This is a genomic window from Sutcliffiella horikoshii, from assembly GCF_021991925.1.
In the GTDB taxonomy this organism is placed as follows: domain Bacteria; phylum Bacillota; class Bacilli; order Bacillales; family Bacillaceae_I; genus Sutcliffiella_A; species Sutcliffiella_A horikoshii_F.
Genome location: NZ_RXZI01000001.1, coordinates 108,449 through 134,604, shown reverse-complemented (window position 1 = coordinate 134,604; position 26,156 = coordinate 108,449). Strand labels below are relative to the sequence as shown.

Sequence of the window (26,156 nt, the reverse complement as noted above, 5' to 3'; positions counted from 1 at the left end):
ACTGACACCTCCTATGCTTTTTCTTCCCGCAACTTCTTCATTTTTTCTATGCGCTTTTCTAGTTCTTTCTCTGAGATGTTATCTTGCTCTACATCCCTTCTCAGCCTCTCGATTTCCAGACGAATCTTCAGGTCATGGGAAACGACCACATTCTCATCCGGGAATTCCTTTTCGAGTGCCTTTTTCACTTTTTTTTCAATCTTCTCTGTGAAAAACTTTTGATATTGTGTCACATGGAATGCAACCACCAATTCATCTTCCGTGTCATAGGCTACAGCTCCCTTGACCTCTTTGAAGTTTTTCGCAATTTTCTCTGCCCGTTGCTCTTTATCCGATTTCTCTTTTTGCTCATTAGAGGTACGCATGACTGTATCCTCCACTCTTTCCTTGACCTCCCCCTGACCGCAAGCTGCCAAAAGGACCACCGACACTATTAAAACTAAAAACATAACAACAGATCTCATTTCATCACCTCAATTTCCTTCATTTATCTATTTATTAATATTCATTTCTGTATTAAAAATTATGTATCACAAATTCCACTTAAAAAGGCTCTCCAAATGGAGAACCAGAATCAGTCAATTAATTTTCCCACTATACTTTCCATAATTCCGGCTACTCCAGCTGCAGCAAAAATAATCAGGGCTGACTTCCCTGCAAAAGGATAAAACGTAATAAGGAGAAAAAGGCCGGTCGTTACCCATACCCCTGTACACCAGTAGCAGCTCAACAGTTCTCCGATCCATTTTCTAATTCCTTTTCCTTTTATAATAATGTATGCTTCCATTTCACCATTTTCGTTTTCTTCCTCTATTTCCTCTACAAAAGGTTTTCGTATTATTGTTGTAATTTTATCCAGAACAACCAAACGAGTTAACCTAAAACTAGCAAGTCCCAATAAAATAAACCAAAACCAGTTTTCTAACAAAAAAATTCCCCCTTTCTTAGTGAAGATATGTCTGAAAAGGGGGTTTAGTATATATTTATTTATCTTCTGTGATTATTTTTTTCTTTTTCCCACAACTGCAACCAGAGGATTTTTTTGTTTTCTTAATGGAAGAAAAGGAAGAAGCTGATGTGATAACATTATTGATTCCGGCTGGCTTTTTCGAGTTGGAATAGTTGAAATAGCTCATTGGCAACCTCCCGCTTTTGTAGTAACAGAACATATATTATTCTATGCACTACAAATTTGAATGGTTATCCGCACTTGTCTAGATGAACTTCGTTTACTTTTCTTTCTTAACATTATTATAGAACCAGGATTGAATTTTCACCTCTTCTTCTTGGATTTCTTTCTCTTTAGGCTTAGTAGTAGCTGTAACGCTGTTCTCCTTTTGATCCACTTTTCTTTGCAAATTGACTACACTCTCATTTAAGCGCTTAATATCTACGATAAGTGAAGAGTTTCCTTCCTTGAGATTTTTCGATTCTAATGTTAATTCATCGATATGCTTATGCAATTGCAAATTTTCTTCTTCTAGCTTCTCGTTTATTTCCGCTATCTTTTGGAACTCTTGCTTGTCTTGATTTGTCTTTTCTATTTTCATAATCAATTCTTTTACTGTCTCTTTTACCATCTCATATTCCTGTTCTAGTTTGACATTGATTGCACTTTGTCTTGAGATTTCTGATTGATATTTAGAAATTTCATTTTGGTAAAATTGATTTTTTTCTAAGGTAGCACGGTGATTTGCTCGCTCTTCCTTAAATTGTTCCTCTATATTTGCAACTTTCTCACTTAGTTGGTTTTCCATTTCACCGACAAGATCCTCATTTTTTCTTTGCAAATTCCCTAGGCTCTCATTTAAGCGCTTCATATCTTTGATAAGTGAAGAGTTTTCTTCCTTGAAATTTTTCGATTCTAATGTTAATTCATCGACATGCTTTTGCAATTGTAAATTTTCTTCTTCTAGCTTCTCGTTTATTTCCGCTATTTTTTGGATCTCTTGCTTGGCTTGATTTGTCTTTTCTATTTGCATAATCAATTCTTTCACTGTCTTTTTTACCTTCTCATATTCCTGTTCTAGTTTGGCATTGACTGCACTTTGTCTTGAGATTTCTGATTGATATTTAGAAATTTCAAGTAGGTAAAATTGATTTTTTTCTAAGGTAACCCGGTGATTTGCTCGCTCTTCCTGAATTTGTTCCTCTATATTTGTAACTTTCTCACTTAGTTGGTTTTCCATTTCCGCTTTTTCTCTTTCCATTTGATTTATTGTTGCCACAAGGTCCTCATTCTTCTTTTCTAACTTCAAAAAATAGGTTCTTTGTTTCAATTTTTCTAACTCACTTGTCAGTCTTTTAACTTCTGCACCCAAATGTATTATTTTCTGTTTTAGAATAATTTCGTTATCGTTTTTAAAACTTTGCAAACAAGTCCCCTCCTTTTATTATCCTTTTTACATGTAATTCTTTCCCCTCAGGAAATATGCCAAATGGGTGGAAAAATAAAATTCGGGCTATTGTCTCAGCACACTTACCCACCAAATTCATACTATACAGTAGTCCCGTAACCCAAATGGGTAATAAAAGTATAGGAGGAGTTTTAAGTGAGTCATAACGAAACTGAAAGAGTCTGTATTAAGACTCGTAAAGTTTACGACTGGGTTACTCGTCAAATAGATGTAGCATTAAAACCTATCTGTAAGACTGACCTTGATGACCTTTTTAAATGTATCGACGATGCTGACATTGCAGACATTTTATGTGATAAAAAAATCGGCCCATTGTCTGTAGTATGCTTCTTATCTGATGAGCATGGTCACAAAATCGACACAAAAGCACACCATATTCACCGTCATCACAAGAATTTTGTTTGTAAGGAAATCGATCAGGCAGGTGGACGTACAGAAGTGGACGTTGAGTTACCAGATGGTACAGAAGTAACTCTGCAACGTGTCAAAGTTCTAATCAAGGGCTATGTAACAGTGCATATTGTAGATGACACCGGTACAGTTCTATGCTGCTCTGAGCCAATTCCATTCGCAAACATTCAAACATTCTTACTATGTGCGCCAGAAGGTACAGAGTTGGATTGCCACGTAACATTCTTTGATTGCGATTCCAATCTGATTGTTACATCCGACCTTTCCCAGCTAGATATCAATTTACTATTATGCTTAGACGTACAAATGGAAGCTGATGTTAAATTAGAAATCGAAGCAAGAATCTGCAGACCGCGTGAGGAAATCATTGAAGGCGTACTATGCCCACCAAAAGAATTCCCGCCACAATGTCCAGAAGTATTCCCAGCACATAGAAGAAAAAGATAAAACCATCTATTAAAATTTTTTTGGAACAGCCATGGAAATTCAGTCTGACTGAAATAAATGGCTGTTTTACATATTTCATGGGACACGTGCTCCATTGCATACAATGTTTTAAAGGAGGTTCAAAGTATGACAGGCAATTTATTCAGAATTCAACAACAGGTTATTCACTATAGATCAGAGGCTGAAAAATATAAAAATAAAATAGAACAAATGGAAATGCTCTTAGAAAAGGAAAAGATACGGAATAGTTATCTTCAATCAAAAGTTATCGATATGAAAAAAGAAATGCAAAACTCTCACGTTAACCAACTTAAGAATTTAAATAATAAGATACTTGAATTAGAGGTTCAACTCGAAGAAGAGAAGGCTATTAATCAAGTTGTACAGGCAACTGACACAACTCCCACCGGTGACCCACCTTCACCACAAACACCGTCGCTCTATAGTTTTTTCAACTATTCCATTCTACTACCACTGGAAGGCGAATCAGAGACAACCATAATTAGCGACTTGAATATTGTAAATACCGGGGGGATTGACATAGAGGATCTAATTTTATGCCTTAAGGTAAAACCGATCAACAAGGTGAGTCTATCAGCAAAAATAGCCAATCCTAAACTATATCAGGACAATGAGCACCAGAAACTTGCGGCCGATTGGATTTACGCCATTGAGGATTGGAGAAACAAAATATTAAGTGATGGAGAGTACTGGGTTCGACCTATTCACCATTCAACCTTACTTAAAAACAGCACCATGCGGCTTAAAGGCATGGAGTTGATGGTAGATAAAAAGATATTTAAAGGAAGGCTTACCGTAGAAGCATTTGTCTACGGTAGCAATATAAAAGAGGGCACCCCTTCTCTTAACAAAATAATTGTACAAATTTAACGATTTCATAAGGATAAAAAGGCTTTTTCATTAAGTGTTTCGCCCGTACAATAATGCTTCCTATGAATACATTATTATTAACCAAGGAAAAGGAGGTTAAAAGAATGGGAAGTGTATTTGTTGATAGAAGTAAAGATTGTGGCTTCTGTAAAAAACGCAGCCGAGCTAATAATTGTATCTGTGATAAAATTGAAGATTTAGTAGGTGAAATTGTAACAATCAGAACAAGATCTGGAAATGACTTTGTGGATGTTGAAATCAAAGCTTTTGATCCTAAAACTTGTTGTGTTACGTTATTACAAGACGGCATGATTACTCCAATGAGAATGCCTTCAGAAGTAACACATATTTGTTGTGAAGATATCGAATCTATTACAAGAGAGCTAATGAAAAGAAAACTGAGATACTAATTAATATTCACAATAATAAGTCGGAAATCTAGTTTAATTACTAGATTTCTTTTTTATTAACATAACTTTCTGGAGTACCTGTTTTGGAAATTATCTTACTTTTTTTAATTAATCTTTCATTAGAAACAACAGAAGTATGAAAGTATTTGTTAGCTTTTCGTACACAATAATAATTATACCTATCTGAGGAATATAAGACATACCCCATCCTTAAGCATTCTAGCTGAAAAGAAGAATCTTCACCTATATTTATGTTTGGAAAGGGTACAGATAGGGAGACATCTTTCTTAAAGACTAACGTAGCACCCGATAGTAATCTTTCGGGCAGTTTTGGGTTTGTAGACAGTAAGTTCTCGTACCCTGGATTTAAAATTGTCAAAAGTCGACTATCTTCATAATAAACAAAGATTGAAGATTTACCGACGACATCGGCCCGATTATTTTGAAGATCAATTAAAGCTGTATTCGCATAGTCGGGTCCATAGTAGTCATCATCATCAAATTTAGCTATATAATTAAACCTCGCAAGTTGGATCCCTTCATTCAAACATTCACCCAAAGATCTTTCTTCTGGCAATTGTATAATCCTAACATTTTTATATCTTTGTGAATGAGTTAACCAGCTATTTAGGTCCATTCCATCTTTATTAAGTATCACAATCAGCTCTTTATTTTCTACTAATTGCCTATTATAATTCTCGAAAACATTATTGATATTTTCTTGTCTTATTGTTGGTGTTATAAATGTGATCAATAAGTCATCCTCCATTATCTATTAAAGATTTAAAATCATTAGTATATGCAACTTCAATGCACATTGCTTTTATTTCCTTAGATTCTATTTTCCAAGTGTGCCTTTCTGGATTTTTTCGACGTATAGAAACGTAATCTTGTATGGTACTTGAATAGATCTTTCCTCCACTTTGCAAATATTTTTTTTGAAATGAAGTATCTTCACCTACCGTCACATCAGGAAATTTATTATAACTCCATACCTCCTTCAAAAATACGAGCGTTCCTCCACACAAATTTCTAAATTTTCCTCTTCGGTCTATATTGATTATTTTACTTTCATATTTCGGATTAAAAATAGTCAGGAGTTTTTCATCTTGAAAGTACAGGTAGAATGCGGATTTTCCCACTAATTTTGCTCCACTTAATTCTAAATACTTTAATGAATTCTTTAAATAGTTGGACCCGTAATAATCATCATCGTCCATTTTAGCTATAATATTATACTCAGTTTCCATTATTGCTCTATTTAGACATTCTCCTAGAGAAGTTGCTTCAGGTACCTGTAATACTCTTACATCTTTATATTTGCGAGCGTTTTTCTCCCACTTTATAAAATCCATATTATCCTTGTTCAAAATAATGATTAATTCTTTTTCTTGAATTTTTTGTCTTTGAAAATTTATAAATACATTTTCCATGTTTTCATCTCTGATTGTACAAGTGACACATGAAATCATGTTTTACCTCCTTTTTTTAGACACTAATATCTCTTTAATAAAGGAACACTTCTTTTACGTTTCCATATATTAATAGCATTAAAGGTAGTATTGATATATTGAGGTGATTTTTTGAAAGGACGTATATTAATTACAGGTGTTGCCGGCTTTCTAGGCAGCCATTTAGCCGAGGAGTTATTATTACGGGATTATAAAGTAGTAGGTATAGATAATTTCTCTACTGGAAAAGAAAAAAATTTAAAAAAACTTAAACAAAGTAAAAATTTTACATTCATTGAAGCAGATGTATCTTCTAACTATTTTATGGCTTTACAAAATCAACTGGAAGATATAGATGAGATTTACCATTTGGCATCTCCTGCATCTCCTGCATATTATTTAAAAAAACCGATTGATACAATAGATGCTAATACATTGGGAACAAAAAACGTCTTAGATTTAGCTCAAAAAAATAATGCTAAAGTTGTATATGCCAGCACAAGTGAAGCCTACGGAGATCCCCTAATACACCCTCAATCAGAGAAATATAGAGGGAATGTAAACACCTGGGGCCCTCGGGCGTGCTATGATGAATCCAAGCGATTGGGTGAGGTTTATTGTTACCTATATTATTCACTTTTTAATACTAAAGTAAAAGTTGCAAGAATATTTAACACCTATTCTGCTGGATTGGCTAACGATGATGGCAGAGTAATCTCAAATTTTGTGAACCAGGCATTATTGAATGAAGATATTACTGTATATGGTGATGGGACTCAGACTAGGTCATTTTGCTATGTGACAGATACCATTAGAGGCCTAATATTAATGATGGAAAAAGAGTCTGCAAATGGACAAATAATAAATATTGGCAACCCTAAAGAATACACGATTCTAGAGATGGCCAATTTGGTTAAGAAGCTATCAAACTCCAAAAGCAGAATTACATTCCATCCGCTCCCAATTGATGATCCGAAACAAAGGAAACCAGATATAAGTAAAGCTCGAAAGCTTTTAGGGTGGACTCCTCAAGTCGACGTTGTAGATGGATTGAACAAAACCATAACAAATTATAAAAATCAAATTGACTCTAAGGAATAAGAAAGAGTTATTCTCTGAATCAGAATACTTCAGTGTGTAGACAAAGGTAAAAAGTGATAAAAATTTCTAGTTGATTGCAGTGGAAGGAGCGGAGACTCCTGCGAGAGGAAGGGACTGGGAAGACCCCGCAAGGCGTTAGCCTGGGGAGGCTTCCGGACCGCCCGCGGAAAGCGAAGCTCCTGCAACGGAAATCAACTGTCTCAACTGTTAATCTAACTAATTTTAATTTGTCAACAGTCTGGAGTGATTCTCTGAATGAGAATACTCTTCTTTATTGTATATTTATAACGGTCATGTAGTGTATCCATTAGGATTATTCTGATGCCATTTCCATGCGGAAGAAACCATATGATTAATATCGTATTTAGGAACCCACCCTAATTCGTTTTTAGCTTTATCTGCAGATGCAACTAACATTGCCGGATCACCTATTCTTCTATTTTCATATCTTATATTAGCTTTTATTCCACTCACTTCTTCACATTTGCTGATAACTTCTTTTACAGAATAACCCTTTCCGATGCCTAGGTTAAACACTTCATTTATGGTGTGGTTTTTCAATAATGCCACTAAAGCTAATTTATGCGCTTCTGCTAAATCCATGACATGGATATAATCCCTAATACATGTTCCATCTTTTGTCGGATAATCATTACCAAAAATTCGAATATCCTTGTATTTTCCTAATAAATGCTCTAATACTCTTGGAATTAAATGTGTCTCAGGATTATGATATTCACCAATTACACCAGTAGGATGACCTCCAGCTACATTAAAATATCTAAGGTTAATATAAGTAAGGTTATAAGCCCTAGAGTAGTTTTCAAGAATTTTTTCACAAATTAGCTTAGTATGTCCATAAGGGTTAATTGGATTGTTTTTTTCAGTTTCAATAATAACTTGGCCCGTTGGATTTCCATATACTGCACAGCTTGATGAAAAAATAATTTTTTCCACCTTATGACTTAGCATGGCTTCTAGAAGATTTATAGTTGTAATTACGTTATTTTTATAATATTTTTGCGGTTTTAGTACAGATTCTCCTACATAAGCACTTGCAGCAAAATGTATTACCCCAGTTATATTAAACTTAATGAACATTTTATCCAATTCTTCCTTATTTCCAAGATCCGCTTCCACAAAAATAGCTCTATTGTCGACTGCCTTTTTAAATCCAGTGCTCAAATTGTCAATTACTAACACTTCAAAATTGGAATCTAACAATAGTTTTACTACATGGCTTCCAATGTATCCCGCGCCTCCGGTTACCAAAATCATATCTGACTCCTCCTTCCTTCATGATTATTCTATGTTCCTATACATTAATTAATTTGTAATATTAGGAATTTACCCCAAAGCCCATACATATTAAGTGGATTCACATAGTATATTAAGAAAAAATAGTTTTATGACTAAAAAATGGAGGGCAAAATGTGCTTGTATCAATTGTAATGGCAGTTTATAACGGTAAAGAACACTTATACGAGGCGATAAATGGAATAGCGAATCAAACTTATAATAACTGGGAATGCATTATAGTTAATGATGGGTCACAAGATTCTACTAAAGAAATATTAAACAGCTTACATGATAAAAGGTTTAAAGTTATCCATCTGAAAAAAAACCATGGTGCTGCTAATGCTTTGAATACGGGCATAGCGCAGGCAAAAGGAGAATGGATAGCAATTCACGATGCAGATGATATTAGTCTTTCAAATAGAATTGAACAACAAATAAATCACGTGAAAAAAAATCCTGATTTAGTTGCAGTATGCTCACATATTCGATGTTTTTCTAATGATGTTTCTGTATCTCAAAAGGTGTTATTTCAATACGCATATAATCGCAATAGCTTAAACACTAATAAGGAAATACAATCTTATTTATTTTATGGTTGTCCTATTTGCCATGGTTCTGTTTTGTTTTCCAAAAATGCATTTTATAAGGCTGGTGGATATAACAACAATTATAAAATTGCGTATGATTATGACTTATGGAGTCGGCTTTCTTTTGTAGGACCTATCGAAAACATTCCAGAAGTTTTATATGAATACCGAATTTATCATGACTCTCTTTCTAATAAAAATATTATACAAACTGGCATTGAATCTATTAAAATCTCAAATGAATATATCAACCGTTATTTTTTTAAAAATCATAACCGATTCCCAAAGTATATATTGATTGGAACGAAAGCTAGTTGTGATTATTTTATTCACCAAGTTTTATCGAATGATAGCAATAAACCAGTATTTATTATTGATTCATATTTTAGTAGATGTGATAAAGTAATTCACAAATTACTTAAAGAAAATATAGCAGATATTGCATTAATCCTAGAAAATACATCTACAAAAAATATTGATAAATTTATTAAAAACAATCAACTGCTAAATCTAAATGAAAATGTTTTTAAAATTTGGAACCCGTTAAACTAGTTGGAGGGACTTATGAAGGTATCAGTTGTTATGGCAGTCTACAACGGTGAAAAGTATATTGTCCAGGCAATCCGAAGTTTGTTGGAACAAACATATAACAATTACGAAATTATTATTGTGAATGATTGCTCCACTGACAAAACATATAATATTCTTGAAAGTGAAATAGCACTTAACGACAAGGTTAAAGTTTACCATCTAGATTCAAATAAAGGTGCTGCTTTTGCATTAAATTATGGTATCAATAAGGCCTCCGGCACATGGATAGCTATAAATGATGCAGATGATATTAGTTTTAAAGAAAGATTAGAAGTTCAAGTTAATTATATTAATCAGCATTCTGATATTATTGCGGCTGCAACACATATTGAAATTTTTACAGATTCAGGAATAGCAAATCCCATAGATCAAGTTCATCAAAATTATAAAAACTCGGTTAAATCAGAACAAGTTGGCGATGAGTTATATAAAGGAGTTCCAATAATTCACGGCTCTATAATATTTTCTAAAGATGCATTTATAAAAGCCGGAAGCTACAATACAAACTACAAAATAGCTTACGACTATGATTTTTGGACACGTTTAATTCAAATTGGTCCTATTCATATCATTCCAAAAGTTCTTTATAAATACCGAAAAAATAATCAATCTATATCAAATGTATATATTGAAAAAACTAGTTCTGAATTTTTAGAAGTTGCAATGAATTATATAGTCAAAACAAGGTTTTCAGGCCCCCCCCCTAATTTTGCTGTATTTGGCAGCAAAAATAGTTGTACACATTTTTTATCAATAAAGAATAATACTAATTTTAATATATTTTTCACTGATTATGGGGAAGCTTCAAATTTTATAAATAAATATAGAAAAATTTCTAAGTTAAATAAAATAGATGGAATTATTATTCTCGGTACCTCTCTAAAAACTGAAAACCTTGTTACTAGATTATTAAAATCAAATCTAATACAAAATATTAATTATTTTACTTTATGGACTGGTGTAGAATAAAAAAATTGGTTAGGACTGTTTAACTATGATCAATTATGAAGAAAATATGATAAATACTCATGAAGTTATTGATTTGATAAATCAGGCATTATCAGATAAGAAACCTTTATCTTTATCTAGATTTGGTCATGGAGAGATTGCAAATATGATTTGGCCAGATAATGAACTTTGGACAAAAGGTTTTGAATACTTCAAAGATTATGCAGGGGCTACAGTTTCTATAGAAATATTAAAAAAAGATTTAATTCATTCTTTAATGACAAGTGATATTATTGGATTACATGTTTCCAGTTCATATAAAGGTGTAGATCAAAAATGTGCGGAAATCACAAGGGAAATTTTAAAAAAAGTTAGTTTTGAACCTAAAAAGGTTTGTAACGCGTGGGTTACTCATGAAATAATTAATTATACTAGTTTCTGGGATATTATGTATAATAATAAAGTTGCTGTTGTCGGAAGAAGAAATAAAGCAGCAATGAAGTGGTTTATCAAACACGGAATAAATCTGGTTGATTGTATTTCTTTAGAAGGATATAGACAAATTGATTCTGTTCATGAGCATTTAAAGAATAACTTCGAATGGGATATTGTATTGATTTCTGCTGGAATTCCCGCAACTATTATCGCACCAAAATTAGCTCAATCTTCAGAAAAAGTTGTGATTGATTTTGGCCATGCGCTAGATATATTAATTGATGGAAAGAACTTTAACGAACGAGAATTAGTTCCTAAATGGAAAAGAAGCTCTAGAAGAAAACAGTAATTATTATAAAAAGATTTAGTAATCTTATGCTTAGCCAAAGTTATATGTATCATTAATATTAATAACAAAATGAGGATTTCTAAAAATAAGACAAGCTAAGATATCAAAAAAACTAAAATTAAAAGAAAGGAAGTTTATCCTCCCTTTCTTTTTGTTCCAACCCCAATATATTGTATTCCTTGACTGCTGAATAAATGAGATTCTAAACAGTTTCTACCATCACAAAAACATCTTACCTTACTCCTTGTGCTTATATCTTCCCAATCAAAGTTCTTATAATGATCCCAATCTGTACACAATATAATTACTTCCGCATTTTCTATAGTTTCTTCAATGTGATTTTTTTGTTTAACGGTCTTTTCCTCAGGTAAGATCACTACAGGATCATGCACTTTAATAATTGCTCCTTCTTTTAAAAGTTCCTGAATAATTCTTATAGAAGGAGATTCTCTAACATCATCTGTATTAGGCTTAAATGACAGACCTAAAATAGCTACTGTTTTACCATTGAAAGTACCAATTTCCCGTTTTATTTTTTGCAAAAAATAGATTGGTTGAGTTTCGTTTATGGTTATTGCATTATCTAATAAGGATAGATCAATTGAATGAACTTTACCTGATTCTAACAAAGCTTTTACATCTTTTGGAAAGCACGATCCACCGTAACCTATGCCGGCTTGTAGAAAACTCGGCCCAATTCTTTTGTCAAGCCCAATACCCTTAGAAACATCTATTACATTTATATCTAACTCTTCACAAAGCCTAGCAATTTCATTAATGTATGAAATTTTTAATGCTAAAAATGAGTTTGCTGCGTACTTGATCATTTCAGCAGTCCGAGGAGATGTTTCTACGATTGGACAATCCACTCCACTATATAACTCGTTCATTATCTTGTAAGCTTTATTACTATTAGCTCCAATAACAATTCTATCAGGATGTAGTGCATCATATAGTGCAGAACCTTCTTTAAGAAACTCTGGGTTTGAAACTACATCGAACGTCTGTTCACCTTTACTCTTATCTATTATCCAACCCTCTACCATTTCAGCAGTACCAACAGGAACCGTGCTTTTATCAACTATCACTTTATACCCATTAATATATTTTCCGATTGAATAGGCTACCTCCCTTACATACTTTAAATCCGCCTGTCCGTTTTTTGCAGAGGGAGTTCCAACGCAAATAAAAATAATTTCATTATTTTTTATAGCTTCTTCAGTATTAGTTGTAAAATTAATAGATCCACTTTTTAAGTTCTTTAGTAATAACTCCAATAGACCAGGCTCGTAAAAAGGCATTTTTGCATTCTGAAGGTCTCTTATTTTTTTTTCGTCAATATCCAGTCCCGTTACTTTATGTCCCATCTCTGCAAACACAAGAGCTGTAGTTGTGCCAACGTAGCCTGTTCCTATAACAAGGATATTCATTCTCTACACTCCTTACATCCTTTTATGACTTATGTTGACTTTATAATCCATTTTTTTTTGAATATAGGTGGTTAATTATTTTTATATAATCAGATTCTTTTCCTATATCAAAACGAGTATTTGAAATTTTGTTTCCGAGGAAGGAAATGTCTTTCTCGATCATAACTTGAATTGCATCTGTTAATTGAATTTCTTTTCCAATACCTGGTTTTATGTCTTTGATATAATCAAAAATATTAGGATTAAAAATATACCTTCCAATTACAGCAAGATTTGAAGGGGGATTAGATACTGGTTTTTCTACAATTTTATTTATTTTGAAAAGGTTTTCTTCATTTAAGGTCACATCCACAACCCCATAATTCCCCAACTCTTTTAATGGCATTTCTTGTAAAGCAATTACATTTGATTGTTTTTTCTCATATATACTAATTAACCCTTGTAATGCAGTTTGCTTTTCAGCAAGAATAATTTCATCTGGTAACATAACAGCAAATGGTTCATCTTTTACGAAAGTTTGCGCTAGACTAATTGCAGCCCCTAAACCATTTGCATAAGGTTGTCTTACATACTGTATTTTTACATCGGGTAGTTGAATAGTTTGTAATAAATGGGATTTATTCTTCTGCTTTAAAAACATTTCGAGTTCTAACGACCTATCATAGTAGTCCATAATGATATTCTTATATCTAGAGACGATGATAAGTATTTCTTCAATTCCTGAGTTTACAGCTTCTTCTACCAAATAATCTATTGCGGGCCTACCACAGATAGGGAGCATCTCTTTCGGCAACACCTTTGTTATTGGGAGGCTCCTTGTTCCGTAACCAGCAGCTGGAATAACCGCTTTTTTCACCACGTTACAACCCCCTTTCCTTTAATAATTTATTCATATTAGATTTTAGGGAAACTTGTACCCCCTTAAAAAGGCTATTGTCCAACATATATTTATCAAAAGAAAAAACCTTATTGATCAATAAGGTCAACATGTAGGTAAGGTCATTTTATAAAGAGTCTACTTAGATATTATGTTACTTAAAGAGGATGATTTAAGTTGTATGAGCTTTGCTGAGGTGCAAGAGCCCCACGAGGTGATTGGAGGTACGATTAAACTTTTTTGGTAGTAGTAACCATATTCGTTGTGAAAGAAACAAACAGATAAAAAAGAGGCTCCTTTTGGGAGCCTCTTTACAATATTTATTATAAAATATGATACCCAGAATCCACATGAATGTTCTCTCCAGTGATTCCACGGGATAAATTACTGAACAAGAATATAGCTGTGTCCCCAACTTCTTCTTGAGTCGTCACACGACGAAGTGGAGCAGTTTCTTCAATTTCTTTTAAGATAGAGTTGAAGTCACTTACACCTTTTGCTGAAAGCGTACGGATCGGACCTGCGGAAATGGAGTTGACGCGAATACCCACTTTTCCAAGGTCATTTGCAAGGTATTTCACGCTTGCATCTAGACTTGCTTTTGCCACACCCATAACGTTGTAGTTAGGAACCACTTTCTCGCCACCAAGGTAAGTCAAGGTTACAATGCTTCCGCCCTCTGTCATAATATCCTTCGCTTCTTTTGCTACTGCAGTTAGCGAGTAGGAGCTAATATTATGCGCAAGCAGGAATCCGTCTCTTGTTGTGTTCATATAATCGCCTTGGAGCTCTTCTTTGTTGGCGAATGCGATACAGTGTGCTATACCATGGATGGTGCCAACTTCCCCTTTGATCTGCTGGAAACAAGTGTGTACTTCTTCGTCATTAGTAACATCACATGGAAGAACAATGGAGTCGTTTCTTTCTAAGGAATCCGCAAGCTCTCTTACGCTCTTTTCTAATCGCTCACCAGCGTATGTGAACACAAGACGAGCTCCCGCATCATGCAGGGATCGTGCGATACCCCATGCGATACTTCTTTTATTTGCAACTCCCATTACTACATATGTACGACCATCTAAGGATAAGTTCATTGGATATATATCCTCCTATTTATATAAGTTATTAGTACCTAGTCATAATTATAGCATATAGTGGTGGAAATGCGAACTTTAACTTTTAACCACTTCGTCTATTTTTATATTTTAACCACTATAGCCCTACCATATTCTAATAGATTTCATAGAATGTATTGATAGGAAACTAGTAAATTTTGATAGGGGGGATATATATGTCCAAAGATTTTCATTTAAAAAGCAAGAAAGGAAAAGCGTTACGCTATTACCATTATAAATCTGATCAATCTCCGTTTAATTCTGGTAAGAAATTGCACAAATACGAAAAGGAACATAACCAAGAATGTTTCACTGATACTCATACAATGACTGGATTTGGGGTAGATCAAGCTGGTAATGTTCCCATCCTTGTTTCACTCAGGCCAAATGTGACAGAGACAGTTTTTGAGGATTTTACTTGTAACCATAATAAGACGCTCATACAACTAAGGTCTGAACCGAGAAGTGCGTTTCCAGCTTTTCCACTTGAGGTAACAATTCGTACACGAGGATCCCGCATTCCGATTGTAGCGACCATCCCTGGTAACCAAAGTATGAGAGCTTTTCAGGTGGAAGATTTTGAAAGTCTGTCTGTTCGTTTTAATGATGAAGTAGGACAACGCGAGGCTGCGGTTTCTGTCTTTATTCAAAAGACGTTCTGCGTTTGCTGCAAAAGTGACAATACACGTTGTTCCTGCAAACAAAATAAAAAAGGAAGGAGGTTAAGCGATGACCAGAAAGCACCACAATGATTCAAAGGCTGACTGCAAAGTGGAAACCCATACCGTAGCTGGTTCTGGAGCAAATTTAACGGGAAACATCCCTTACTTCGTACAAGTTCCACCTGGGTCAGAAGGAATTGTCGTTTTTGAAGACTATACATGTAACCATAACAAAACATTTCTGCAATTAACTTCCGTTCCAGGAGGGAATCAACTTAGACCAGTAAACCTCGAGGTAACCATTCAAACACGGGGAAGCAGACTTCCTATTACAGCCATTGTTCCAGGTGGACCTGACATAGGAGGTACCCGCGCCTTTCAGGTAGAAGACTTTGAAAGCTTATCAGTAAGTAATCCCGATGATATAGTCCCTGGCAGGTTAGCTGTCTTTATACAAAAAACGTTTTGTATATGTTGTGACAATTAATGCAAAAAGAGAGTATGCAGATAAAAGATGCATACTCCCTTACTTTTTAATCGTAATCCCTTCCAAGCAATACCTCTTTCGGTATCTCTGTCCCGCGTGTTCCTCGGAGGTCCTCTTTTTCTTCACGAGGGTAAAAGACGATGAAGCTTTCGGGATTTATTTTTGCAAGTTTACCTGGAATCTTTTCGAGCTGTGGATGCCAGCCGGTCGTTCCTTTTCTGGCACTGAGTACGACGACAAGGTCATCCGGTTGTAAGGTCGGTAGTTTATTTTCATATAAAGCCGTCCAGCCCTCCACCCATTCCACGACGGTCGGAGGGTTCGGCTTGATTTCGCGCATATGCGCTTTGTACACATCAGGGAAACCCTTGATGACATAGCATTGAATCGTTGCGCCAAGATTGCTGGCAATTAGCTTAATGGTAGCAAGGGCATCCCAATAGCCAGGTTTATGGTCTATTCCTTTTGGTAAAATGAGCACGATCCTTTTCGTCGTATTTAATGGATGACCAAGCTTGGAAATCAGCACGGAGACATTCGTTTGATCTAGCACCTGATCGATGACACCGCCAAAGATTTTCTGCGGTGCTGTGCGCTCCCCGTTCCAACCAGCTACTAGAGTGGTGATCCGCTCTTCCGCAATCGCACGGTTTATTCCGATGGCAATGTTCCGGTCCACCCTTGTGGTGACTCGAATTGGCACATCTGCTCCACTGGAATAGGAAACGGCCTGCCCAAGCATCTTCTCTGCTTTGGCAACATCGCCATCTGCTCCCCACATGTCACGTTGCACTACACTGAGTGCATACAGTGGATGCTCCACAGAGTTGGATTGGCGGATCACAAAGGCCAGATCCATGAGGGATTCCATCGTTTTCGGATTGGCGATTGGAATCAAGATCCGCTCCGGCGCATCGCCTTTTTGGATTGGCTTCATTTCTTCCTCTAGTGCAAGCTTACGACCATACTTTTCGACCATATATGGACCAAAGATACAAGTAATGAGAATCATGATGATGACTCCGTTTACAGTTGCTTGATCTAAGAGTCCTACATTGAACCCTACAAGCGTTGCTGCAAGGGTTGCAGCTGCCTGCGGCGTGGTGAGGCCGAATATGACCATGCGCTCATCCTTGGTATACTTGTAGAACTTACTTGTTAGTAATGCCGCAATATACTTACTAAACAATAGACCAACCACTATCGCGATCGTTAAGACCCATGCTTTTGGGTTGCCAACCAGGACGCCTAAGTCCATTAGCATTCCAACCGACAATAGGAAAAACGGAATGAAAATACTATTGGCTGTAAATCGAATTCGATTCATGAGCGGCCCTTGGTCGAATATGAATCGGTTGAGGGCAAGCCCCACTAAAAACGCCCCGATGATTGGCTGCAGCCCTGCGATAAGCGCCAAGGATCCAGCGGTGAATAGCATGACCATGACATAAATGAACTCCCCTGTTCCTTCTGTCGCCACGTTTCGGAAAAACCATCTCGATAGAAACGGCGTGCCTAAAAAGATGATGGCAACAAAAACAAGCAAGGAAAAAGTCAATTTTACCCCAAAGTAGATATCTAGTTGCCCTGCTGCCGCACCTGTTATAACCGCAAGTACCAATAAAGCAAAGGTGTCCGTTAGGATGCTTCCACCAACTGCCGTGGTGATTGCCTTACTTTTGCCAATTCCAAGGCGGCTGGCAATCGGATAGCCAAGCAAGGTATGGGATCCAAGTATGGATCCTATCAGGATGGCAGCTGCCACACTATAACCAAGCATCAAGCTGATAGCCGTCCCCACAGCAAGTGGGATCCAGAATGAAAGCATGCCATAAACAATACTTCGGTTTCGGTATTTCTTGAAGCCATCCAAGTCCATCTCAAGTCCAGCAATGAACATAATGAAAAGCAACCCGACTGTCCCTAAAAGTTCAATCGTCGAGCTTCTCTCTAAAACTGCCAATCCATTTGGTCCAATGATGACTCCGGCTAAAATTGGTCCGATCAATCCCGGTATCCGTAATAATTTCATGAAATAGGGAAAAATGAAAAATACCATCATTGCAATTGTAAAAACTAATACCGGTTCTTTGATTGGCAGCTCAAACATTCTATCTTCCCCAATCAGTCTAAATTTTTTGAGTATGACTTTGTGGTCACGTTAATTAACAGCGGTGAAAAACAAAACCTTTAGTTTAATAAGCACAGATTATATCATGTTTTTATTACAGTAATACAGTAATAGCATGAAATTTTCTTAATAAATTTACAAAAATGATACAATGAAATTATTGACATTAGTATTAACTCTTTGCATTAGGTTCACTCATATGGATGGGTGCCGTTTTACAAATATGTTATATAGAAAGGTGTGTTACATTGCAATGAAAATAGATATCTTTGGAGATATTCATGGTTGCATAAATGAATTCAAGCAACTGCTCACTGAATTGGGATATAAAAAAGAGAACGGTAACTACCTTCATCCAGAAGGACGAAAGCTTGCCTTTGTTGGAGATTTGACCGACCGCGGTCCTGATTCAGTTGGTGTGGTAAAAATCGTTTACCATCTGGTCGAAGCTGGGAAGGCATTCTATGTTCCCGGCAACCACTGCAATAAGCTTTATAGGTTTTTAATTGGGAACAAGGTGCAGCAGACTCATGGCCTTGAGACAACCGTAGCAGAATATGACGCCCTACCTAAAAAAGAAAAACAAGATTTTAAAGAAATGTTTGTTTCACTTTATGAAAATGCTCCATTGTATCATGTTTTAGATGAGAAAAAACTCGTTGTGGCACACGCTGGGATAAAAAAAGAATACATAGGACAGCACAGCAAAAAAGTGAAAACATTTGTGTTATACGGTGATATCACCGGAGAATTTCATGAAAATGGAATGCCTATAAGACGGGACTGGGCACAAGACTATGACGGAGGTGCTTGGATTGTTTATGGTCATACACCAGTTCGTGAGGTCCGAGTGGTAAACCGAACGGCTAATATAGATACAGGAGCAGTTTTCGGCGGTAAATTGTCTGCTTTACGCTATCCTGAAATGCAGACTGTTTCAGTGCCTTCTGCAATGCCGTTCGTGAAAGAAAAATTCCGGGAACTTTGGGATTAAGAAAAATTCAATGTTCTAAAGAGAAACATTTTAAAACCATAAACATAATATGGAAGATAGAGCAGAATGCATAATTGTAGCATATCTGCTTTTTTTCAATTGGTAACTTCGAGTTATAAAGTCAAAATAATTCATTTTTGGAAAGGAGCTAAATATGTACGATTACCTGATTGTAGGTGCAGGATTTTCAGGCTGTATTATAGCTAGAGAGATTGCTGAAAAATTAAACAAACGTGTTTTAATTATAGATACAAGAAATCATATTGGTGGAAACGCATTCGATTATTATGACGAGAACGGTATCCTAGTCCATAAATATGGCCCGCACATTTTTCATACAAATAGTAAAAAAATTTATGACTATTTATCTCAATTCACTAAATGGAATAACTATCAACTTCGTGTTCTTGCTTATGTAGACGGAAAGAAAGTTCCTATACCAATTAATTTAGATACAATAAATGAATTATATGGGCTCAATCTAAGTGAAAAAGAGGTAGAGGATTACTATAAGTCTGTTCAGTTACAATATACTCAAATAACAAATTCTGAAGAAGTAGTACTTAGCAAGGTAGGGTATGACTTATACAAAAAATTCTTCAAAAATTATACAAAAAAACAGTGGGATTTATATCCATCAGAATTACATGCTTCCGTATGCGCTCGTATCCCTACCCGCACTAATCGAGACAGTCGCTATTTTACAGATAAATACCAAGTAATGCCCAAGCATGGATATACTAGGATGTTTGAAGGTATGATTGATCATCCAAATATCAATGTAATGCTTCAAACCAACTACAATTCTATAAAAAAAACTATACCTTTTAAACGTCTGATATATACAGGACCAATAGATAGTTTCTTTAATTATAAATTTGGAAAGCTTCCTTATCGATCCCTTTACTTTAAATTTGAAACATTAGATGTAGAAACTCATCAAGAAACAGCAATTATAAATTATCCTAACGATTATGACTTCACTCGAGTTACAGAATACAAACATCTTACAGGTCAAAAGCATAATAAAACCACTATTGTTTATGAATACTCAAGTAAAGATGGTGATCCGTTTTATCCTATTCCCAAAGATGAGAATATTTCTCTTTATCAAAAATATAAGACAGAGGCCGACAAATTAAACAATGTTTGGTTTATAGGGCGTTTAGGTACGTATAGGTACTACAATATGGACCAGGTTGTAGCTCAAGCTTTAACCCTTTTTGAAACTGAGTTAGTAAAACTACCGGATATCTGATTTATTAAGGAGGATTTTAATTGTTCACATCAAAAAATATGAACAAACATCGTTTCCTAATAATTGCTCGTGTCGGAGATACCTCCTATCACAGAGAATGGCTAAAACCATCGATTGATAAAAATTTTGATCTTTGCCTGAGCTATTACGGTGATAGTCCAGAAGGTATTAAGAACGAGGCAGATTTTTATTTTGAGAGCAAGGGGACTAAATGGCCAAAAATAAAAGAAGTGATTAAAGCCCTTGGTGAACGAATAAACCAATATGATGCAATTTGGTTACCTGATGACGATATATTAACAAACTCTAGCAATATAAAAAAAATGTTTGAGCTCTTTACTAATCAACAATTTGAATTAGCACAACCAGCCTTAACAAAAGACTCTTTTTTTTCGCATGCGGTCACCACTGAACAAACAGACTATCTTTGGAGATATACTGAATTTGTGGAAATAATGGCTCCTATTTTCTCTAGAAATGCTTTAAATCAGTGTTGGGAAACTTTTGATATAAGTCTATCAGGATGGGGACTAGATTTATTATGGCCAAAACTTTTAGGTTATCCCCATAAAAAAATCGCTATCATTGATGATACTTCTGTTCAACATACAAGGCCAATAGGAACGGGAGGTATATATAAGTATTTTTCTCCATTTGAAGAATTACACGATTTAGAGAAAAAATTTGATGTAACCTGGCTCACATACCAATCCCTTCATTATGATGGAGTATTGAAACCAAAACGAATGTTTATACTTGTCACCGCTCATGAAAATGAAGAAGTTTTAAAGTCCCAAATAGAAAATATTAAATACTTTAATCCTGAAGCTGGAATAATCCTTTATAATGGTGGGGACAATAAAGAGTTTGCAAAAAACTTAAATATCCCAATATGCCCATACAGTCGTAAGATTAAATGGGCTGCTCAAGCTAGAGTTTTATGGGATACTATGAACTGGCTCGAAGAAACAGATGTGGAGTATGAATATTTGGTAAACTTTGATCATGATATGCTTTTTATAAAACAAGGTTTTGAGAAATTTCTTGATTATGCAATGAAAGACTATGATTGTTTGGGATGGCAAATGTTAAAAGGGTCAAATTTAAGTAAATTCCCAGACTATAGAGTGCCAAAATCTCTATGGAAAGAATGGAATATCTGGAGAAGAGTTTTTGGTGTGAATAATTTTCTCAGATACTTTAATCCAGGCCAAACTTACCGAAAAAGGATTGCTACAAAGATGATACGACATCTTACTTCTAATGTGAGTAGAAGTGAATTGGATTCTCTCTTTGAAAATACAAAAGTATATGGTTTTGAAGAAATGTTTACAGTAACTTTGGCTTTATCTTGTGGGGGGAAATGTGGAGAATATCCTGATGGAAATGTGTATAACGAGGCTGTCCGTTGGGGGAATGATATTAGCTTAGAGGAAGTACAACGTGTAATTAACCACCCATCATACTACTTTATACATCCCATAAAATATAAAAAATTAATTAAAATGAGTAATTTGCTAAAAAATTATTAAATGCTCTTAAAATATATTTTTGATAAATAATAAGGAAATAAGATTCTATATTTGATTGAAAAAAAAATATACACATAGCCGTCTAAATACCTAAAAGAATTAGACGGCTTGTTTGTATTTATTGTAATAACATCACCTTGTGTAAACTAAGCACCTTGTTTCGCATATCTTTAAACAACACGACTATGATTATTGCATTTAGCAGCATACAAACCAAAGTAAATAACAAGAGGATAAAAGGGGACCTGAAAAATCTTAACTATGAAAAATTCAAATTAAATAAAGCCTTAAAGGCCCAATCTGAATTGTATAGCATATGAGTATGCAAGCGTGCAACGCTGTAATCGGTGAATCTTAACATTTGCTTCCTACAAAAAATAAAAAGATTGTGATGAAGGAACTGAGTTGAAGAATGTAATTTGCCTCTCTTTAGCTAAAGGTAAAATTACAGGTATTATTTTAATCAAGGAGGAGTCTTATGAAATTATCGGAAATACAAGTAGTTTCTTCTTATTGGGGTCTAAATGTGGTAGCAAGTAAGGTTCTTTCAGAAAGAGCTTTTTTATTAAGGACTGATAATGGAGGTAGATTTATTTTAAAGAAAAAAGTTAGTATTGAAACTTTTCAGTTTGAAGTTCAATTGTTAAGTCATATAAAAAATGACAAGTTTCCTACTCATTTCCCCTTAGAGAATAATCTTGGGGAATTGACATTAAAATATAATGAAATGTACTTTTCAATCTACCCTTATCTTGAAGGAACTCCTTTCAATGCCGAAGAATGTCTTAATACCCCCACAATCCCGCGAAATCTGGGAGAAACAATAGCTACCTTGCATAAGAGTTTGGCAACTTTAGAAACTCCAGATGCCTTAACTAACAGCGACCTTTATAGTGTTCTTTTTGATTGGGCTATAAAAGAGATTCTAAGAATTGATCATGATAAAGTGCTCACAAACATCTTCAAAGAACTAAAAGTAGAACTCAAAAAAAGAGTAAATTTTTTACTAACTCAAATTATACATAGAGATGCTCATATTTATAACATTTTATACAAAGACAACAAATTATCGGGAATTATTGATTTTGAGATTGCAGAGGTAAATGTAAGAATCTTCGATATTTGTTATTGCTCCACAAGTATATTAAATAGAGTTTTTTTAAACGAGGAATTAAAAGATAAATGGATTCTTTTCGTAAAGGAGATTGTGTTTGAGTACCATAAGATTAATCCTTTAAATGAGGTAGAAGTGAATTCAATTTGGCACATAATGCTTGCAATACAGGTGATTTTCATGGCATCTTTCAAAGATTATTCCTCAATTTATGAGATTAATAAAAAAATGCTTATATGGCTGTATGAAAATAAAGAGAAAATAAATTAATAGTAACAACATTTTTGAGTGAATACTTTCGTAATGTAAAAAGGAAAGAAAACGACCAGTCATATTTCATTCTAGCCGTTATTTTAAAGTACGTTTGCAAATTAATATGAATCTTTATTTTTTCATTTTCTTATCAAAAGAATACCCTTAAATTGATGAACTTTAGCTTTCTTTTTCTTCTAACAATATTTCTATATCTTTGGGTAACTTTTGAAAAAAAGAATACTCTTTACTATAAAATGGATGATAAAAACAAAGTTCACAGCTATGCAGTGCCTGCCTTTTAATATTTATCATGGAACCTCCGTACAAGCTGTCTCCTATTAACGGATTTCCTTTATAAGCCATATGAACTCGAATCTGGTGTGTTCTCCCTGTTTCTAAATGTAACGAAACATGACTCCAACCTTCTCCAACACGAAGCACCTCATAATGCGTAATAGCGTGCTGTCCATCCTCCCGTACTTCCCGCTCAATGATGCTTGTATCCTTCCGACCAATTGGAGCATCAATCGTCCCTTGCCGCTGATCCATTACCCCGTGTACAACTGCCTCATACCTCCTCTTCACCCCATAATCCCGCTGTTGCAAGGCAAAGAGGTGATGCGCATGACGGTGCTTGGCAATTAGCATCAAACCGGACGTATCAAGGTCCAGTCTTGTCACAATATGAATGGTCGCGTGAATCCCTTTAGATTGATAATAACCTAAAAGACCATTGGCGAGCGTGCCGAAGCGGTGCTCACGAGATGGGATAGATGCTACACCTGCCGGCTTGTTGACCACCAGTACATACTCATCCTCATACACGATATCAAGTGGCATCTCCTCAGGCAATAGATCCCCACTTGGTTCCTCTATTGGAAAAAACACCTCTACTTTATCGCCTTCATGCAATATGTAGCGCACAGTTACGGCGCTGCCATTAACAAGCAGCGCCCCTCCGTTGAATTTAATATCAATCAAGGCAGCTTTTGAAATCTGCCTTTCTTTTAGAAATTCCCGAAGCAGTTTACCTTCGTCTCGCTCTCCTGCTTTGTAGACTAAACAAAATCTCTCCATGAAAATTGTCCTCTTACTTGTCCGTGATGAATGAATCGCTGACTCGCTTCCAGAACGGAAATGGGCGGAAACGTGCAAAGCGTATTTTCTCTTTTGCCACCCTGCACTGAATGGATTTCACATCTTTATGCAGCAGAGTCAGGTGGTCGATGGTGATTTGATAGTCGACATCGTTCACCGGCTTTAATAGACAGGTGTGGTGCTGAGGCAACACAAGCGGTGATCCGATGGTACGGAATACCCGATTGTTGATGGATGCCATTTCTGCAAGCTGTATGGCTGGTAGGGATGGATGCAGGATGGCTCCACCAAGCGCCTTGTTATAGGCCGTACTACCAGAAGGTGTGGAGATGCAAAGTCCGTCGCCCCGAAAGGTTTCAAAAAGCTGGCCTTTAATTTCTACATCCATTACCAACGTTCCCTCTACACTTTTGACGGTGCATTCGTTCAAGGCCAAATAGCGCGCTTCACGGCCCCCGTCTATGTATCGTATGATGACCTCTAGCAATGGATATTCCACCGTTTGATAAGGAGTTTTTGCGATGGCAATCACGAGTTTTTCAATTTCCTCAGGTACCCAATCCGCATAGAACCCGAGGTGGCCGGTATGCACCCCGATAAAGGCAGTCTTGTCCAAGCGGCTGCGATAGCGATGGAACGCATAGAGAAGTGTACCGTCTCCTCCGACGGAGACAACCAGATCTGGTTGGTCTTCGTCATAGGTCAAATCAAAATCTTGCAAGTATGTTCGCATTTTGTGCATCAATGTGTTTGATACCGAGTCCCCCTTGGAGGTTATGGCAAATTTCATACTCCCACCCCTATTCCATTATTCCGAATCCAGTTCTTTTTTACGTGAAAAGATGGCTTGTGCTTCTTGGATTTCCCCGCGGATCTGAGACATCTCCGCATCAAGGAGATAGGCCGCTTCTGCTGCACGAACAAGTCTTTCTTTTATATCCTGTGGGAATTGCCCGCTATACTTGTAATTAAGAGAATGCTCAATGGTTGCCCAAAAATTCATGGCAAGGGTCCTGATCTGGATTTCCACCAATATTTTCTTCTCCCCATCAATCGTTTGGACCGGATAGCGTACAACTACATGATAAGAACGATAGCCACTATTCTTTCTGGAAGAAATATAATCCCGCTCCTCGACAATTTCAAAATCATTGCGGTTCCGCAGAATCTCCACTACTCTATGTATATCATCCACAAACTGGCACATCATACGGACGCCAGCGATGTCTTGCATTTCATCTTCCAGTTTTTCAAGGGAAATCCCCTTGCGCGTTGCCTTGTCCAAAATACTCGCTATCGGCTTGACCCGTCCTGTCACAAACTCAATCGGCGAATGCTCCGACTGCATCATAAACTGACCGCGCATTCCCTTTAACTTTACCTTCATCTCATCTATTGCCTGTTTATAAGGCGCTAAAAACAAATCCCAGTGTTGTATCATAATTGGCCAAACCCCTTAAAAAATCTCGTTTACTCTTCTCTCCATCTCTTCCCCGTAATTGGCATTGTCTCGGATATTTTCGATTAAATATCCAAGTTCTTCTTCTATATTTGTCAGCAATAACGCCATTTTATCTACTACAAGGACAATAGCCTTTTTATCTTGCAGTGCTTGCTTTAGGTCCTTCCAGAAGTCGTCTTTGATACTGACATATATAAATTCTGTAGCTGTTTCCAATTTGTAAATGAATGCAAGATTATCCGAATCCACCAGCATTTGATTGCTTGCAGTCACTTGCTCAAGCGAGAAAGAAACCGTATCGGCCTCCAGCAAAAGTTGATGTTCATTCCATGATGTGTTTTTGATTTCAATTCTTTTTTGCATAATAATCTCCTTCCAAACCTAAATCCTATTCATATATTATC

At 35.8% G+C, this 26,156-nt stretch carries 28 protein-coding genes; 13 read left to right on the top strand and 15 right to left on the bottom strand.

Features of this window, described 5'->3' with window-relative positions; translation table 11 throughout:
• Positions 1-11: 11 nt before the first annotated feature.
• From EKQ44_RS00620 to EKQ44_RS00605, 4 genes are all read right to left on the bottom strand, one after another.
• On the bottom strand, positions 12-464 hold the full coding sequence (locus tag EKQ44_RS00620; protein WP_237661593.1) for a YhcN/YlaJ family sporulation lipoprotein: 453 nt from the start codon (positions 462-464) through the stop codon (positions 12-14).
• A 110-nt stretch (positions 465-574) separates the two neighbouring features.
• A complete protein-coding gene (locus tag EKQ44_RS00615; protein WP_237661592.1) occupies positions 575-928 on the bottom strand; it encodes a DUF1360 domain-containing protein in 354 nt (117 codons plus the stop codon).
• A 55-nt stretch (positions 929-983) separates the two neighbouring features.
• Positions 984-1,136, bottom strand: coding sequence for a hypothetical protein (locus EKQ44_RS00610; RefSeq protein ID WP_237661591.1), 153 nt, complete (start codon positions 1,134-1,136; stop codon positions 984-986).
• 93 nt (positions 1,137-1,229) lie between these two features.
• The gene (locus tag EKQ44_RS00605; RefSeq protein ID WP_237661590.1) at positions 1,230-2,375 is read right to left on the bottom strand and encodes a coiled-coil domain-containing protein; all 1,146 of its coding nucleotides are present in this window, start codon (positions 2,373-2,375) and stop codon (positions 1,230-1,232) included.
• Between the two features lie 177 nt (positions 2,376-2,552).
• On the opposite strand from EKQ44_RS00605, the gene EKQ44_RS00600 reads away from it, so the two are divergent.
• The 3 genes from EKQ44_RS00600 (at position 2,553) to EKQ44_RS00590 (ending at position 4,576) form a co-directional block, all read left to right on the top strand.
• Positions 2,553-3,275, top strand: a complete 723-nt coding sequence (locus tag EKQ44_RS00600) for a BMQ_0737 family morphogenetic spore coat protein (protein WP_237661589.1) — start codon at positions 2,553-2,555, stop codon at positions 3,273-3,275.
• Between the two features lie 126 nt (positions 3,276-3,401).
• Positions 3,402-4,166: a hypothetical protein gene (locus EKQ44_RS00595; protein ID WP_237661588.1), complete on the top strand. Its 765-nt coding sequence runs from the start codon at positions 3,402-3,404 to the stop codon at positions 4,164-4,166.
• Between the two features lie 104 nt (positions 4,167-4,270).
• Positions 4,271-4,576 (top strand): hypothetical protein, encoded by a 306-nt coding sequence (locus EKQ44_RS00590; RefSeq protein ID WP_237661587.1) that lies wholly within the window; start codon positions 4,271-4,273, stop codon positions 4,574-4,576.
• 40 nt (positions 4,577-4,616) lie between these two features.
• Here EKQ44_RS00590 and EKQ44_RS00585 read toward each other — a convergent pair whose 3' ends face one another.
• Together EKQ44_RS00585 and EKQ44_RS00580 are read right to left on the bottom strand one after the other, a co-directional pair.
• A complete protein-coding gene (locus tag EKQ44_RS00585; RefSeq protein WP_237661586.1) occupies positions 4,617-5,330 on the bottom strand; it encodes a glycosyltransferase in 714 nt (237 codons plus the stop codon).
• Positions 5,331-5,334: 4 nt separating this feature from the next.
• Positions 5,335-6,048, bottom strand: a complete 714-nt coding sequence (locus tag EKQ44_RS00580; RefSeq protein WP_237661585.1) for a glycosyltransferase family 2 protein — start codon at positions 6,046-6,048, stop codon at positions 5,335-5,337.
• A 111-nt stretch (positions 6,049-6,159) separates the two neighbouring features.
• Here EKQ44_RS00580 and EKQ44_RS00575 point away from each other — a divergent pair, with 111 nt between their 5' ends.
• The gene (locus EKQ44_RS00575; RefSeq protein ID WP_237661584.1) at positions 6,160-7,128 is read left to right on the top strand and encodes a UDP-glucuronic acid decarboxylase family protein; all 969 of its coding nucleotides are present in this window, start codon (positions 6,160-6,162) and stop codon (positions 7,126-7,128) included.
• A gap of 291 nt (positions 7,129-7,419) precedes the next feature.
• Here EKQ44_RS00575 and galE read toward each other — a convergent pair whose 3' ends face one another.
• Positions 7,420-8,406, bottom strand: a complete 987-nt coding sequence (gene galE / locus EKQ44_RS00570; RefSeq protein WP_237661583.1) for a UDP-glucose 4-epimerase GalE — start codon at positions 8,404-8,406, stop codon at positions 7,420-7,422.
• A gap of 155 nt (positions 8,407-8,561) precedes the next feature.
• Between galE and EKQ44_RS00565 the strand changes: the two genes are divergently transcribed.
• The 3 genes from EKQ44_RS00565 to EKQ44_RS00555 are packed head-to-tail and all read left to right on the top strand — an operon-like array spanning position 8,562 to position 11,337.
• The gene (locus EKQ44_RS00565; protein ID WP_237661582.1) at positions 8,562-9,566 is read left to right on the top strand and encodes a glycosyltransferase family 2 protein; all 1,005 of its coding nucleotides are present in this window, start codon (positions 8,562-8,564) and stop codon (positions 9,564-9,566) included.
• A gap of 12 nt (positions 9,567-9,578) precedes the next feature.
• Positions 9,579-10,574, top strand: a complete 996-nt coding sequence (locus EKQ44_RS00560; RefSeq protein ID WP_237661581.1) for a glycosyltransferase family 2 protein — start codon at positions 9,579-9,581, stop codon at positions 10,572-10,574.
• Positions 10,575-10,599: 25 nt separating this feature from the next.
• Positions 10,600-11,337 (top strand): GT-D fold domain-containing protein, encoded by a 738-nt coding sequence (locus EKQ44_RS00555; RefSeq protein WP_237661580.1) that lies wholly within the window; start codon positions 10,600-10,602, stop codon positions 11,335-11,337.
• A 134-nt stretch (positions 11,338-11,471) separates the two neighbouring features.
• Here EKQ44_RS00555 and EKQ44_RS00550 read toward each other — a convergent pair whose 3' ends face one another.
• From EKQ44_RS00550 to fabI, 3 genes are all read right to left on the bottom strand, one after another.
• On the bottom strand, positions 11,472-12,767 hold the full coding sequence (locus EKQ44_RS00550; protein WP_237661579.1) for a UDP-glucose dehydrogenase family protein: 1,296 nt from the start codon (positions 12,765-12,767) through the stop codon (positions 11,472-11,474).
• 40 nt (positions 12,768-12,807) lie between these two features.
• Positions 12,808-13,626 (bottom strand): UTP--glucose-1-phosphate uridylyltransferase, encoded by an 819-nt coding sequence (locus EKQ44_RS00545; RefSeq protein WP_237661578.1) that lies wholly within the window; start codon positions 13,624-13,626, stop codon positions 12,808-12,810.
• Positions 13,627-13,967: 341 nt separating this feature from the next.
• Entirely contained in the window at positions 13,968-14,738 is a 771-nt protein-coding gene (fabI, locus tag EKQ44_RS00540; RefSeq protein ID WP_237661577.1) for an enoyl-ACP reductase FabI, read from the bottom strand.
• Positions 14,739-14,935: 197 nt separating this feature from the next.
• Between fabI and EKQ44_RS00535 the strand changes: the two genes are divergently transcribed.
• Positions 14,936-15,511, top strand: a complete 576-nt coding sequence (locus tag EKQ44_RS00535; RefSeq protein ID WP_237661576.1) for an exosporium protein D — start codon at positions 14,936-14,938, stop codon at positions 15,509-15,511.
• The gene (locus EKQ44_RS00530; protein ID WP_237661575.1) at positions 15,489-15,908 is read left to right on the top strand and encodes an exosporium protein D; all 420 of its coding nucleotides are present in this window, start codon (positions 15,489-15,491) and stop codon (positions 15,906-15,908) included. The genes EKQ44_RS00535 and EKQ44_RS00530 overlap by 23 nt, the downstream gene beginning before the upstream one ends.
• A gap of 46 nt (positions 15,909-15,954) precedes the next feature.
• On the opposite strand, the gene EKQ44_RS00525 is transcribed toward EKQ44_RS00530, so the two are convergent.
• Positions 15,955-18,018 (bottom strand): cation:proton antiporter domain-containing protein, encoded by a 2,064-nt coding sequence (locus tag EKQ44_RS00525; RefSeq protein ID WP_237661574.1) that lies wholly within the window; start codon positions 18,016-18,018, stop codon positions 15,955-15,957.
• 274 nt (positions 18,019-18,292) lie between these two features.
• On the opposite strand from EKQ44_RS00525, the gene prpE reads away from it, so the two are divergent.
• The 4 genes from prpE (at position 18,293) to EKQ44_RS00505 (ending at position 23,207) form a co-directional block, all read left to right on the top strand.
• Positions 18,293-19,033, top strand: coding sequence for a bis(5'-nucleosyl)-tetraphosphatase PrpE (gene prpE, locus EKQ44_RS00520; RefSeq protein WP_237661573.1), 741 nt, complete (start codon positions 18,293-18,295; stop codon positions 19,031-19,033).
• Positions 19,034-19,187: 154 nt separating this feature from the next.
• A complete protein-coding gene (glf, locus tag EKQ44_RS00515; protein ID WP_237661572.1) occupies positions 19,188-20,291 on the top strand; it encodes a UDP-galactopyranose mutase in 1,104 nt (367 codons plus the stop codon).
• 20 nt (positions 20,292-20,311) lie between these two features.
• Positions 20,312-21,823: a DUF707 domain-containing protein gene (locus EKQ44_RS00510; protein ID WP_237661571.1), complete on the top strand. Its 1,512-nt coding sequence runs from the start codon at positions 20,312-20,314 to the stop codon at positions 21,821-21,823.
• Between the two features lie 478 nt (positions 21,824-22,301).
• Positions 22,302-23,207, top strand: coding sequence for a phosphotransferase enzyme family protein (locus tag EKQ44_RS00505; protein ID WP_237661570.1), 906 nt, complete (start codon positions 22,302-22,304; stop codon positions 23,205-23,207).
• Between the two features lie 162 nt (positions 23,208-23,369).
• Here the strand turns inward: EKQ44_RS00505 and EKQ44_RS00500 are convergent, their stop codons facing one another.
• From EKQ44_RS00500 to EKQ44_RS00485, 4 genes are read right to left on the bottom strand one after another with little or no spacing between them, the layout of a single operon-like run.
• Complete coding sequence (locus EKQ44_RS00500; protein ID WP_237661569.1) at positions 23,370-24,269, bottom strand: RluA family pseudouridine synthase; 900 nt, start codon at positions 24,267-24,269, stop codon at positions 23,370-23,372.
• A 13-nt stretch (positions 24,270-24,282) separates the two neighbouring features.
• Positions 24,283-25,080 carry an NAD kinase gene (locus tag EKQ44_RS00495; RefSeq protein WP_237661568.1) on the bottom strand — a complete coding sequence of 266 codons (798 nt, stop codon included), beginning with the start codon at positions 25,078-25,080 and terminating at the stop codon, positions 24,283-24,285.
• Positions 25,081-25,098: 18 nt separating this feature from the next.
• Positions 25,099-25,731, bottom strand: coding sequence for a GTP pyrophosphokinase (locus EKQ44_RS00490; protein ID WP_269151507.1), 633 nt, complete (start codon positions 25,729-25,731; stop codon positions 25,099-25,101).
• 15 nt (positions 25,732-25,746) lie between these two features.
• Entirely contained in the window at positions 25,747-26,115 is a 369-nt protein-coding gene (locus EKQ44_RS00485) for a UPF0738 family protein (RefSeq protein WP_237661567.1), read from the bottom strand.
• Between the last annotated feature and the right edge of the window lie 41 nt (positions 26,116-26,156).